We start from the raw sequence: 14,392 nt of genomic DNA, 5'->3' as shown, positions 1-14,392 counted from the left end.
AAGATGTTGAACAATTTTAGGGTTTTGGTTTTTTTGATGGCAGGCTTGTCGGCAAGTCGTCATTGCGAGGCACGAAGCAATCCTAGTGCGAAAGAAATGCCAACCCATACTAATAAGATTGCTTCGTGCCTCGCAATGACGACCGATCTATTAAAACCGATTTCGGAACCCCGCACTAAAACAAATTTCAATAAAAACTGGAAATTCTTTTTAGGTGACGAACCAGGGGCGAAATCTCCAGCATACAACGATTTAAAATGGAGAAAACTCAATTTGCCACACGATTGGAGCATAGAGGGGAAATTCGACGAAAAAAATCCCGCAAAACCCGAAGGCGGTGGTCTTCCAACTGGAATTGGTTGGTATAGAAAAGAATTTACAGCACCAGCTGACTTTCAAAACCGAGTAATCAGCATCGAATTCGATGGGGTGTACAAAAATAGTGAAGTATGGATTAATGGAAAATATTTGGGAAAACGACCATACGGCTATTCTTCTTTCTCTTATGAGATTAGTAAGTTTTTGAAATCGGGTAAAAACATCATAGCAGTTAAAGTTGATAATTCAGCACAACCCGATTCCCGCTGGTATTCTGGTTCTGGAATTTACAGAAACGTCTGGTTAACCTCTACAGCTAAATTTGCAGTATCAAAATGGGGAACTTTTGTAACTGCAGATCAATCTGGTAAAGTGGAATTGCAGATTCAGATTCAGAATAAAACCTTAAAAACACAAACTGTTTCAGTAACGAATATCATTTATAATGCCGAAGGAAAAGTAATTTCTGCTACTGTACAGCAAGCGCTAAAAGTCGATACATCAGGTTCATTGATCAACAGGGTTTTCGAGGTTAAGAATCCCATTTTGTGGTCTGTGAACAATCCTTATCAATACAAACTGGTTACACAAATTGCCCAAAATGGAAAAATAATTGATAAATATGAAACCAGGTTTGGTATCCGATCTTTCAATTTTGATGCTGAAAAAGGCTTTTTTTTAAACGGTAAACCGATGAAAATCTTAGGAGTTTGCCTCCATCATGATTTGGGCGCTTTAGGTGCTGCCGTTAATATTAGGGCAATGGAGCGTCAACTCGAAATTATGAAAGAAATGGGCGTTAACGCCATCCGCACTGCTCATAATCCACCAGCACCAGAGTTTTTAGATTTATGCGATAAAATGGGTTTCCTGGTGATGGACGAGGCTTTTGACATGTGGGCGAAAAAGAAAACCAAAAATGATTACCATTTGAATTTTTCAGAGTGGCACAGACGTGATCTCGAGGATATGATCAAACGCGACCGTAATCACCCATCTATTATACTTTGGAGCATTGGAAATGAGATTCGCGAGCAATTTGACAGCACAGGCATTGCGATTACCAAAGAATTGGTCGGTATCGTTAAAAATTTAGACACTTCCCGTCCGGTAATTTCAGCATTAACAGAAACCGACGCGAAAAAGAACTTTATTTACCAGGCCAATGCGCTTGATGTTTACGGACTTAATTACAATCATAAAAAATATGCGGATTTTCCAAAAAACTATCCGGGAGTAAAATTTTTGGCTACAGAAACTACATCTGCTTTAGAAACAAGGGGTTTTTACGATACGGCAGATACCATTCGCCGTTGGCCTAAAGATGGAAAAACTAAATTTACCGAAGGCAATAAAGAATGGTCTGCATCCTCATACGATAATGTTTCGGCCTACTGGGGTTCTACACACGAAGAAACGTGGAAGGAAGCTAAAAAATACGACCACGTTTCCGGTTTATTCGTTTGGACAGGTTTCGATTATTTAGGAGAACCGTTGCCTTATCCATGGCCGGCCCGAAGTTCCTATTTCGGAATTGTGGATTTAGCAGGTTTCCCGAAAGATTCTTATTACATGTATCAAAGCGAATGGACGAATAAACCTGTTTTACATATTTTGCCACACTGGAACCTGCCTACCGGACAGGCGGGTTTGGAATCAGGCAAATCTGTTGAAGTTTGGGCTTATTACAACAATGCCGATGAAGTGGAGTTGTACCTAAACGGAAAATCATTGGGAAAAAAATCAAAACAAAATGATGATCTGCACGTGCTCTGGAATGTAAATTTCGAGCCGGGAACACTGAAGGCGGTATCCCGAAAAAATGGTAAAGAAGTTTTAGTTAAGGAAGTAAAAACAGCAGGTGCAGCGGCGAAAATAGAATTAATCGCCGATAGGAAAAACATCAAAGCTGATGGTTCCGACTTATCATTTGTAACGGTTCGTGTTTTGGATGCTGCTGGCAATTTAGTGCCAAATGCAGATCATTTAGTGAATTTTAAAGTAGAAGGCGATGGATTTATCGCTGGCGTTGATAATGGTTTCCAGGCAAGTTTGGAGCCATTCAAAGCAAGTTATCGCAAAGCATTTCATGGTTTATGCCTGGCCATTCTTCAATCAACGGAGAAAGCCGGGACGATAAAGCTGACGGCAACAGCTAAAGGGTTAACATCAACATCTATCACAATCAATACAGGGAAATGATCAACTAAATATTAGAGATTAATTAGACAAATAAATTTGAAATTAAGGTATTGTCATTCTGAGAAAAGAAGAATCTGCAAACGAATAGGGACAGACTCTGCCAAAGCATAGCTTACCTCAAGGTTGTATGAAATAGCTTAGAGATTTTTCATCAAGTTCAGAATGACGACAGCATAAATAAACAATAAAGGGTTGGCAGTTTGCTAATTGATTGCCGTTGACTTTAGTCGACGGTTTAAAAAAGAAGAAAAGTGGAGAAAACAATTAATTTAAAAGGAATAACCTGGAATCATAGTCGCGGGCTTTTGCCTATGGTGGCTACGGCACAGCGTTTTTCCGAATTATATCCAAATGTTAACATCACCTGGGAGAAAAGGAGTTTGCAGCAATTTGCAGATTTTTCTATTCAGGAACTGGCGGAAAGATTCGATTTACTCGTAATCGATCATCCCTGGGCTGGTTTTGCAGCGAAAACAAAGTCGATAGTGCCCTTAGATTTTTATCTTTCTGATGATTATCTCGCTGATCAGGAGCGGAATTCGGTGGGTCAGTCTTACGAAAGTTATTTCTATGATGAACATTTATGGGCGCTTCCGATAGATGCGGCAACGCCGGTGGCGGCTTCAAGGCCAGATTTGTTTGCTGATAAAGGTTTGGAATTGCCGAAATCATTCGACGATTTACTATCGCTTGGCGATAAAGGATTGGTTGCCTTTGCCGGAATTCCAATTGATGTGCTGATGAACTTTTATACCCTCTGTTGCTCTCTGGGCGAAGATCCCTGTCAAGGTGATGATGAAGTGGTGTCGCAGCAAACGGGTGTTAAAGCCTTGCAAATGTATCGCGAACTGGCTTCGAAAATCGATCCGGCAAACTTCAATAGAAATCCAATTCAAGTTTATGAATCGATGACTTTAACAGATGAAATTGCTTATTGCCCGTTTGCGTATGGCTATTCTAATTATTCAAGAAACGGATATGCCCGCAAAACCCTACATTTTCACGATATGATTTCCCTCGATGGAAAAATAAACTTAAGAAGCACATTAGGCGGAACCGGTTTGGCGATATCTTCCAAATGTGAGGAGCTAGATGTAGCAGCCAAGTATGTCGAATTTGTGGGTTCTCCAGCCTGTCAATCTACTTTATTTTTCGAAAACGGTGGTCAGCCAGGACATTTAGCAGCTTGGAAAAACGAAGAAGTTAACCGCCAAAGTCACAATTATTTTTTTAATACCTTACCTGCTTTACAACGGGCATTTCTTCGTCCGCGTTATCATGGCTCAATGTTTTTTCAAGATCACGCAGGCGATGTAGTTCGCGATTATTTAATGGATGGTGGAGATGAGATTTCAGTTTTATCGAAGATGAACGAATTATATCAAAAATCTAAAACTTTGGTATTATCATGAACAGGCCGCTAGAAGGACTTTTAGTTTTGGAGTTTTGCCAGTTTCTGGCAGGACCATCTGCCGGCTTAAAACTAGCAGATTTAGGCGCTCGGGTAATTAAAATCGAACGCCCGAAAACCGGTGATGCTTGTCGTCAGTTATCAATAAAAAATCTTTTCGTTGATGATGATAGCTTGCTTTTTCATACCATTAACCGCAATAAGGAAAGCTATGCAGCTGACCTAAAAAACCCGGATGATTTAGAAAAGTTGAAGAAATTAATCAGCAAGGCTGATGTGATGACGCATAATTTCCGCCCCGGAGTAATGGAAAAAATAGGATTGGGTTACGACAATGTTCAGGCTATCAATCCTAAAATTATTTATGGAGTGGTAACCGGTTATGGAAACGAAGGCCCATGGAAAAATAAACCAGGTCAAGATTTATTGGTTCAGGCAGTTTCGGGATTAACATTCTTATCGGGCGTTGATACCGATGGACCTGTTCCTTTCGGGCTTTCTGTTTCTGATATTATGTGTGGAAATCACCTGGCTCAGGGCATTTTAGCCGGCTTAATCAAGAGAGCAAAAACCAATAAAAGTGTTTTGGTCGAGGTGAGTTTACTGGAGTCTATTTTAGATGTGCAGTTTGAGGTGATCACCACCTATTTAAATGATGGCGGGAATCTGCCAGACAGAAGTGGGGCAAAGGGTAGCGCTCATGCCTATTTAAGTGCACCTTACGGGATGTATGAAACAAAAGATGGGTATATTGCCATGGCGATGGGAAATCTTCCGAATATTTGCGCCATTATTAAATGTGATATTTCCGATTTGTATGTCGAAGCAGGTTCAGCCTTCGAGAATCGGGATAAACTGATTGTTCGTTTAGCCGAAACTTTCAAAAAGGAGGAAACCAAAAACTGGGTTAATCTTTTAGAAGGCCACGGAATCTGGTGTGCAGAGGTATTGAATTACCAAACGGCTACTGCATTAAATACTTATAAAAGTCTGCAAATTGAACAACAGTTGGATTTGCGTGAAGACCTGAAAATCAAAACGACAGTAAGCCCTATTAGGTTAGATAATGAAAAATTATTTGCCCCGAAAGCCGCACCAAAATTGGGCTTTGATACATTGGATATTAATAGAGAATTTGAATTGAGTTAGAAACCCATACATGAACGGCCGTCACCCTGAATTTATTTCAGGGTCTTAATTCATGGACAGCTTAGCATGAAAGATGCTGAAAGAAATTCAGCATGACGATAGTTCATTAAAAACAAAATTATGAGACCGCTTGAAGATTATTTAGTTATCGATTTCAGCCAGTTTCTTTCCGGTCCATCGGCAAGTTTGCGCTTGGCTGATATGGGTGCTCGGGTAATTAAAATTGAACGTTTAGGGGTTGGCGATATTTGCCGCACCCTCTATACTTCTAACCTGATTATGAATGGAGAATCGTCTGTTTTTCATGCCATCAATAGAAATAAAGAGAGCTTTGAAGTAGATTTAAAGAATGAAGAAGACAAGGATATGGTGCGTGAGCTGCTAAAAAAAGCCGATGTGATGATCCATAATTTTCGCCCTGGTGTGATGGAGCGTTTAGGCTTTGATTATCCGTCAGTTAGCGCTTTAAATCCAGCCATTATTTATGGCGAAGTTTCAGGCTATGGAACAGATACAGAATGGAAAAATAAACCAGGCCAGGATTTACTTTTACAATCCGTTACCGGACTTACATCCTTAACAGGAAATGCAGATAGCGGGCCTGTGGCGATGGGTTTATCTATTGTTGATATGCTGGCCGGTGCGCATTTGGCCCAAGGACTTTTGGCTTGCTTATATCGGAAAGCAATAAGAAATGAGGGCGGATTTGTGCAGGTAAGCATGATGGAATCGGCTTACGATTTCCAGTTTGAGACGATTACCACCTTCATGAATGATGGAGGCACCTTACCAGAACGTTCAAAAAAAAATAATGCCAATGCTTATCTAGGTGCACCTTATGGCATCTATCAAACCGAAAATGGCTATCTGGCTTTAGCAATGGGTTCAATTCCTCAGTTAGGCCAATTATTGGGCTGCGAAAAGCTGGAAGATTATATAGAATTGAAGGAAGCTTTTGATAAAAGAAACGAAATTAAAGCGATTTTGGCAGAACATCTGCTTACCGCAACTACTGAAAAATGGCTTTCCGTTTTAGAACCAGCAGATATTTGGTGTGCTGATGTATTAAACTGGAATGCACTAATGGCACATGACGGTTTTAAAGTGTTAAATATGATTCAGGAAGTGGAGATGGAAGATGGCTACAAATATGAAACCACCCGATGCCCAATTCGAATTGACGGCGAACTGTTAACTTCAAGCAAAGGTTCACCGAAATTAGGTCAAGACAATGAAAGGATTATAAAAGAATTCATTACGCAGAAAACGATTGCCAATGCATAACCAGATAGAAACTTTTAAAATAGCTGTTCGGAAATTTGCTCCTTTTGAATCCGCAATCCGGAAATTCTGGGATCAATATTGCGAATTTTCCGGCTGTACCGTAAAGTTGGACATGGTGGTGATGGATTTGCACGAACTCTATGATAAAACCATTTCAAAAAAAGGTTTAGCGAATGGAGATTTTGATATTGCCCACATCAGCACAGATTGGGTTTTGGAAGGTTATTCTCATCAGGATTTTGAAGTGCTCAATCCTTACATCAACAAAAATAAACCTGAAGATTTTCCGAGAGGATGGAGCAAGTCTTTATTAACGTTGCAGCGTTTTGGTTGGGAAGTGGTAGGCTTGCCCTTCCACGATGGACCAGAATGTTTCATCTACAGGAAAGACTTGTTTGAAAGCGAACTAGAGCAAGAAAGATTTTTGGCAAAATACGGTAAGACCTTAGAAGTGCCAAAAAACTGGGAAGACTTTCATCAAATTGCCCAATATTTTAATCGTCCGGAAGACAATTTATACGGAAGTATTTTTGCCTGCTACCCTGACGGGCATAATACGGTATTTGATTTTTGCCTGCAATTGTGGACAAGGGGCGGCAGCCTAACAGATAAAAACGGATTTATCCAGCTTAACACAGAGGAATCAATCAGCGGGTTAGATTTTTACCGAAAAATAGTGAATGACAAAACTGCGGTCCATCCAAAATCAGCTGAATTTGAATCGGTAGCTGCTGGAATTGCATTTTCGCAAGGAGAAGCGGCCATGATGATTAACTGGTTTGGTTTTGCTGCGATGTGTGAAGTAGATGCAAACTCGAAGGTGAAAGGAAAAGTTGATGTTGGTTTGTTACCAGCAGTTGAGGGTAAAAATTCTGCTTCGTTAAATGTTTACTGGCTTTACACCATCGCCAAAGGCAGTAAAAATAAGGATCTTGCTTATGATTTTCTTCGCTTTGCTTTAGCTCAGGAACAAGATAAACAACTTACAATGGAAGGGGGAATTGGCTGTAGAATTTCAACCTGGAATGATCCTGAAATCAACGCCACTATTCCTTATTACCACAAACTGGAAATGTTGCACGAGGTAGCAAATATGCTACCGCAAAAACAAAACTGGGCAGCAATTGCAGCTATTATCGACCAAATGGTTTTGCAGGCGGTAAATACTGAAACGCCAAGTGAAGCGCTTGTTTTAGATGCCCAAGGCCAGATAAATAAAATTGATAAATGAGTATTGATATAAAGTATAAACCAGAATTACCGCTTACCAAGCAGCCAATTATCATTATTGGTGCTGGTGGAATCGTGGCCGATGCACATCTTCCAGCTTATAAAATTGCTGGTTTTGAAGTATACGGCATCGTAAATCGAACCAAAGAACGGGCCCAGAAATTAGCAGATGCTTTTGGCATTCCAAATGTATTTAATACCGTTGCTGAAGCCGTAGCAAATGCACCAAAAAATGCAGTTTATGATCTCACAACAATGCCTGCACAATATATCGATGCTTTAAATCAATTGCCAGATGGAAGTGCTGTTTTAATCCAGAAGCCTATGGGTGACGATTTTGCCCAGGCCAATGAAATTTTAAAGCTTTGCCGTTCCAAAAATCTGAAAGCAGCTATTAACTTTCAGCTTCGCTTTGCGCCATTTGTAAGTGCAGCTAGATACCTCATTGAAAAAGGGCTTATTGGTGAACTTTACGATATGGAAGTTCGGGTGACGATTAAAACGCCTTGGGAAATCTTTCCACATGTGATCATTCATCCAAGGCTTGAAATTCAATACCATAGCATCCATTATGTAGATCTGATTAGATCATTTTTGGGTAATCCCAACACTGTTTTAGCAAAAACTTTGAAACATCCCGCGAAAAATTTATCATCTTCACGCTCTACAATTTTGTTAGATTACGGAGATATACTCCATGCGGTGATTAATACCAACCACGATCATGATTTTGGACCAAACCACCAGGAGAGTTACATTAAATGGGAGGGGACAAAAGGTGCGATTGTGGCAAAAATTGGCTTATTAATGGATTATCCTCATGGTGTGCCAGATGTTTTCGAATACTGTACTTTAGAAGAAGGTGAATCGCCTGAATGGCAAACTGTAAAATTGGAAGGCTCTTGGTTTCCGGAAGCTTTTATTGGAACGATGGCAAATTTGATGAAGTATAACGAGGGTTCGAGCGATGTGTTGTATACCAGTGTTGAGGATGTGATCCAAACGATGGCTGTTGTGGAAAGTGCTTATCAATCGAGCGATACGGGAGGGGTTAAGCCTCTCCCTGTGAAAGGCAGCAGGAAAGGATAATATGAGTGCGTCCCTCTCCAGAAGAGAGGGAAACTATAGTTAGATTAAAAACTTAGTAAAAAAAATAGCATGCCCACTAGGTGTGCAATGGGTTATGAGTAAAAACTTTGTAATCCTCTCTTCTGGAGAGGAATTGCAGATAAGAACAATTACCCCAAAAACATTTAATAAGGAGAGGCTTTTTATGTATTTCAAATCAACATTTTTTGAAGATTACCAACTACAAGATAAACGTATAACGCTTGGTCGTACGATCACAGAAACCGATTTCGTAGTCCACGCTGGCCATACCGGTGATTTTTTTCCACACCATATGGATGCAGAATGGTGCGCTACGCAACCTTTTAAACAAAGAATTGCCCATGGAACGATGATTTTTAGCATCGGAATTGGCTTAACTGCTTCAGAAATTAATCCTGAGGCGATGAGCAAAGGCTACGATAAACTGCGTTTTGTAAAACCTGTTTTCATTGGTGATACCATTCATTCAGAAATCACAATCTCTGAAAAGGGAGATAGCAAAAGACCCGAATACGGAACTGTAACCGAACACGTAGAAATAATCAATCAGCATGGAGAAGTAGTTTTAGTCTGCGACCATTTGCTTGTAGTAAAGAAATCATTAGTTCAGTAGCCAATAGTTCATTGGTGAGGATGCAGATATTGATAATTTTGATAAAATGCCAACAACACGAAATGGACAAATGTATAGGATAGCTTTGCACTCATGAACCAATGATTAATAAACCAGTGAACTAACAAATAAAGCAAATATAATGAACCACAACACACAGCCAGAAATTGTAACCGAGGGTGATCCTTCATCAGGAAAAAAATACCTGTTGCCTTTTATCTTAGTAGTCAGCCTCTTTTTTCTTTGGGGAATGGCGCACAACCTCGATTCTATACTAATTCCACACCTAAAAAAGGCGTGTAACCTGAGCAACAGTCAATCTACATTGATTGATACATCTGTTTTCTTCGCTTACTTTTTAATGGCAATACCCGCAGGGATGATCCTGAAAAAATGGGGCTATAAAGCGACAATGATTTCTGGTTTGTTGGCTTTTGCTTTTGGTGCATTTCTATTCGTTCCTGCCGCAAATAACCTATCATATATTACTTTTTTAGTTGCGCTTTTCATCATCGGATGTGGTTTAACAATGCTCGAAACCTCAGCAAATCCATACGCTGCAGTTTTAGGTAATCCCTCAAAAGCAACAAGCCGATTAAATTTAGCTGCTTCATTTAACGGTTTAGCCGCAATGGTAGCCCCACTTATTGGCGGCTTGTTCATCCTTTCGGGGAAATCGCATACCAAAGAAGAACTCGCAGCAATGACAGAAGCGGGCCGAAACAACTATTTTTTAGAAGAGGCTGCATCGGTCAAAACCCCATACATTACGCTTGGAATTATTTTGCTTGTTATTGCAGTGATATTTTATTTTATCCATTTACCCGAAATCAAAACTAAAAGTATTGATGGCGAAGCAAAAGGAAGTTTCTTTGGAGCATTACGCCACAAACATTTGAGGTGGGCCGTGATTGCACAGTTCTTTTATGTAGGTGCCCAGGTTTGCGTAACCAGCTTTTTTATAAGAATGGCGCAGCAAGGTGGCGGATTTGATGAAAAAACTGCTGCATCATATTTAGCCATTTATGGATTGTTATTTACCGTTGGCCGCTTCGCAGGAACAGCTCTTTTACAATTTATAGCATCAAACAAACTGCTGGCAATTTATGCTGTCATTTCTGTCTTGTTAAGCATCGTGGCCATTACCGGAAGTGGTGTGGTAATCGTTTATGCATTGGGCGGTTTGGGTTTCTTCATGTCGATCATGTTTCCTACCATTTTCGCATTAGGAATTGATGGCATAGGAGAGGATACAAAACCTGGGTCTTCATGGCTCATTATGTCAATTGTTGGCGGTGCGATATTGCCATTCGGAATGGGTTCCCTAATCGATCATTACGGCGATAATATCCAAATTGGTTACAGTATCCCTTTAGTTTGTTATTTAATTATTCTCTATTTCGGATTAAGAGGTTATAAAATCGCCCATAAATAACAATGTTCAGTTATCACTGGGAGGAATAAAAAGACAAATCGAATTGCGAGGCTGGGAATGTGCAAGCTAAAGCAATCTGCTTTACAAGAGAGGTTGCTTCAATCGATGAAAAATCGATTTCGCAATAACGAAAAAGAAATCAAAAAGAAACCAATGTTTAGTAAAATCTCCTTGTTCTTTCTTCTTTTAGCTTTTAGCTTTAAGCTTAATGCACAACAAAACGAAAATGCAAAACCCTGGGTATTTTGGTATTGGGTAAAAGGTGCGGTTTCTAAACCTGGTATCACAGCCGATTTAGAGGCGATGAAAACCAATGGAATTGGGGGTGCTTACTTGATGAGTATTCAAGGTCCGGATAAAACGCCTGTGTATTCGCCGCCCGCGATTCAACTTACACCCGAATGGTGGAAACTGGTAGAGTTCGCCATGAGTGAGGCCAAACGTTTAAATTTAAAACTTGGGATGCATGTGAGTGATGGTTTCGCCTTGGCCGGCGGACCCTGGACTACGCCTGAACTTTCCATGCAAAAGGTGGTTTGGTCTAAGACTGTGGTAAATAGTGCAACTCCAAAAATTATCCTGCCTAAACCAGAATCGAACGAAAATTATTATAATGATATTGCAGTTTATGCTTATCCATCGCCTGTGGGCGAAAACATTTCTACCAGAACGGTTATACCTAAAATTACGGCTAGTAATGGTGCTGATGCCACAGGTTTAATTCAGCCCGGAAATAAGAAAAACTTTGGTTCCAACGAACCGTGTTACATTCAATATGAATTTGCAAAACCATTTACTTGCAGAACAGTAACTATTAAAATTAGTGGAAACAATTATCAGGCACAGCGACTGGCAATTGAAGTGAGCGATGATGGAAAAAGCTTTCGATCAATTGGCAGGCTGGAAGCACCACGTCATGGTTGGCAAGATACCGACGAAGATGTTACGCACTCAATTAAACCAACAACAGCCAAATTTTTCAGGTTTATCTACGATAAAAAGAATTCTGAACCGGGAGCCGAAGATTTGGATGCTGCTAAATGGAAACCTTCCTTAAAATTGTTAAATCTTGAGTTAAGTTCATCTGCCCAAATTAATCAGTTTGAAGGGAAAAATGGTTCGGTTTGGAGAATCAGCAAGCGAAGTACGGATGAACAAATCGCCAAAGAACTGTGTGTTCCATTAAATAAAATCATCAACCTAACGGATAAATTAAATCCAGATGGAACTTTAAACTGGAAAGCACCGAAAGGGAACCTGCCTGCCGGACAGACGAGCTGGACGATTTTAAGAGTTGGGCATACGACTACCGGCCATACCAATGCCACAGCGGGTGGTGGAAAAGGGTTGGAATGCGATAAGTTTAATCCCCAAGCCGTTAAACTGCAATTTGATAATTGGTATGGTGAAGCGCTGAAACATGGCGGACCAGATATTGCCAAAAAAGTGTTAAGCGTTTTTCATGTAGATAGTTGGGAATGTGGCAGCCAGAATTGGTCGCCATTATTTAAGGCAGAATTTCAAAAACGCAGAGGTTATGATTTAGCGCCATACTTGCCTATTATGACCGGCTTGCCTGTAGAAAGTGCTGAAATCTCTGAAAATTTTCTGTACGACATTCGTAAAACCATCTCCGAATTGGTAGTAGATCAGTTTTACAAAACCTTGGCAAAATTAGCTAAAGAAAAAGGGGTAACTTTTACGGCTGAAAGCATTGCGCCAACGATGATGAGCGATGGCTTGTTGCATTACAAAACTGTTGATGTACCGATGGGAGAATTTTGGTTGAACAGCCCGACCCACGATAAGCCAAATGATATGTTGGATGCAATTTCTGGTGCTCATATCTATGGGAAAAATATTATTCAGGCCGAAGCTTTTACCACCGTTCGCATGGATTGGAATGAAAATCCTTCGAATATGAAAACCTTGCAGGATAGAAACTATGCACTTGGCATTAACAAATTAGTTTATCATGTTTTTACGCACAATCCATGGATGGATAGAAAACCAGGGATGACACTAGATGGTGTAGGGTTATATTTCCAAAGAGACCAAACCTGGTGGAAAGCGGGCAAAGCATGGGTAGACTATGCAGAGCGAACACAAAACCTGTTGCAACAGGGTAAGCCTGTGGTTGATATCGCAGTTTTTACGGGAGAAGAATTACCCCGCCGTTCAGTTCTGCCAGATCGGCTAGTAGCAACTTTACCAGGCATTTTCGGTGCTGATGTAGTGGAATCAGAAAAGAAACGTTTGGCCAATGTTGGAGAACCTTTGCGTCAGATTCCGTCTGGTGTAACACATTCTGCTAATATCGCTGATCCTGAAAACTGGGTAAATCCGTTACGTGGTTACGCTTACGATAGTTTTAATCCGGATGTTTTGAAAACGGCGAAGGTGGAAAATGGCGAGGTAGTTTTTGAAAGCGGCGCAACATATAAAGTTTTGGTTTTTCCCGGGGCGATGAAAATGAATCCGAACTATCAGTATATGAGTTACGGAATTGTTGGGAAACTACTGGAATTGATCAAAAGTGGAGCTAAAGTGATTTTAGCAGATAGGCCGATGTATCAAAATGGAAACAAGCAGGTTAAAGTAGCGCAATTTGATAAAATTGTTAATGAAATATGGGGAGGGAATTTTGATTCATTTAAAAGTGGTGGGAAAGCTATCTATATAAAGAAACTCGGTTTTGGGCAAATTTATAGAGCACCTTTTGAGGGAAATGATTTTAATAGTTTGGGTTTGGAAAAGGATTTAGATATCATCGAAATCCCTACAGGATCAATGTTGTTAAGTTCAAAAATTTTGCCAACAAAAAAAATAGCATTTGGTCATAGAAAAACGGCCGACTCTGATATCTACTTTATATCAAACCAAGAAGCTAAAGAAAGAGAATTTAATTTTTCTTTTAGAATAAATGGAAGGGTTCCAAAAATCTACAACTCAGTAACGAATGATACAATAGCTTTGAAAAGTTGGTCTATTAGAGATGGAAGGACATACTTGAATTTGCAATTGCCATCAAATGGTTCTGTGTTCGTGATTTTTAATGAAATGACAAGTTTAACTCAACTGCAAGCTGGGCCAAATTTCAATACGTTTAAAGTCATTCAAAATATTTCAACGGATTGGCAATTACAATTCGATCCAGCTTTTGGTGGTCCGTCAAAGGCAGTTGTATTTAAAGATTTAACTGACTGGACTAAACATGCTGATAGCTCAATAAAATACTACTCTGGTACTGCTATTTATTCGAAGAGTTTTACATTCAATGGAGATCTAAAAAATACCTGGATTGATTTGGGTTGGTTTTCCAGCATGGCTGAAGTGAAAATCAATGGGATTAATTGCGGAACATTGTGGACAGCGCCGCATCGCTTAAACATCAGCAAAGCAATAAAAATGGGCGAAAATAAAATCACTATTGAAGTTACAAATACCTGGGCAAACCGTTTAATAGGGGATAGTAAATTGCCTGAAGATAAAAGAATTACAAAAACAACTGCACCTTTCCGTTTGGAAGGTAAACCTTTAAATCCTTCCGGATTATTAGGGCCGGTTATTATTAAAGCGGAAGAGAAATAAAACTAATCGTCATTGCGAGGCACGAAGCAATCTGTTATAAGGATTGCTC

General features: G+C 39.9%; 9 protein-coding genes. All 9 read left to right on the top strand.

Annotated elements, in window-relative coordinates:
• The first annotated feature begins 3 nt into the window (after nt 1–3).
• The 9 genes from galB (at nt 4) to ASE92_RS06155 (ending at nt 14,343) form a co-directional block, all read left to right on the top strand.
• Nucleotides 4–2,520 (top strand): beta-galactosidase GalB, encoded by a 2,517-nt coding sequence (gene galB / locus ASE92_RS06195; protein WP_235527291.1) that lies wholly within the window; start codon nt 4–6, stop codon nt 2,518–2,520.
• Nucleotides 2,521–2,771: 251 nt separating this feature from the next.
• Nucleotides 2,772–3,932, top strand: coding sequence for an ABC transporter substrate-binding protein (locus ASE92_RS06190; protein ID WP_082454919.1), 1,161 nt, complete (start codon nt 2,772–2,774; stop codon nt 3,930–3,932).
• A complete protein-coding gene (locus tag ASE92_RS06185) occupies nt 3,929–5,080 on the top strand; it encodes a CaiB/BaiF CoA-transferase family protein (protein ID WP_056849164.1) in 1,152 nt (383 codons plus the stop codon). The genes ASE92_RS06190 and ASE92_RS06185 overlap by 4 nt, the downstream gene beginning before the upstream one ends.
• 120 nt (nt 5,081–5,200) lie before the next feature.
• On the top strand, nt 5,201–6,364 hold the full coding sequence (locus ASE92_RS06180) for a CaiB/BaiF CoA-transferase family protein (protein WP_056849163.1): 1,164 nt from the start codon (nt 5,201–5,203) through the stop codon (nt 6,362–6,364).
• The gene (locus ASE92_RS06175) at nt 6,357–7,595 is read left to right on the top strand and encodes an extracellular solute-binding protein (RefSeq protein WP_200926337.1); all 1,239 of its coding nucleotides are present in this window, start codon (nt 6,357–6,359) and stop codon (nt 7,593–7,595) included. Before ASE92_RS06180 ends, ASE92_RS06175 begins: the two co-directional genes overlap by 8 nt.
• On the top strand, nt 7,592–8,683 hold the full coding sequence (locus ASE92_RS06170; protein ID WP_056849162.1) for a Gfo/Idh/MocA family protein: 1,092 nt from the start codon (nt 7,592–7,594) through the stop codon (nt 8,681–8,683). Before ASE92_RS06175 ends, ASE92_RS06170 begins: the two co-directional genes overlap by 4 nt.
• 184 nt (nt 8,684–8,867) lie before the next feature.
• Nucleotides 8,868–9,317, top strand: coding sequence for a MaoC/PaaZ C-terminal domain-containing protein (locus ASE92_RS06165; RefSeq protein WP_056849161.1), 450 nt, complete (start codon nt 8,868–8,870; stop codon nt 9,315–9,317).
• 142 nt (nt 9,318–9,459) lie between these two features.
• Nucleotides 9,460–10,752 (top strand): L-fucose:H+ symporter permease, encoded by a 1,293-nt coding sequence (gene fucP, locus ASE92_RS06160; protein ID WP_056849160.1) that lies wholly within the window; start codon nt 9,460–9,462, stop codon nt 10,750–10,752.
• Between the two features lie 105 nt (nt 10,753–10,857).
• The gene (locus ASE92_RS06155; RefSeq protein WP_235527289.1) at nt 10,858–14,343 is read left to right on the top strand and encodes a glycosyl hydrolase; all 3,486 of its coding nucleotides are present in this window, start codon (nt 10,858–10,860) and stop codon (nt 14,341–14,343) included.
• Nucleotides 14,344–14,392: the final 49 nt, after the last annotated feature.

The organism is Pedobacter sp. Leaf41, assembly GCF_001422545.1.
In the GTDB taxonomy this organism is placed as follows: domain Bacteria; phylum Bacteroidota; class Bacteroidia; order Sphingobacteriales; family Sphingobacteriaceae; genus Pedobacter.
This window is presented reverse-complemented; position numbering and strand designations above follow the sequence as displayed.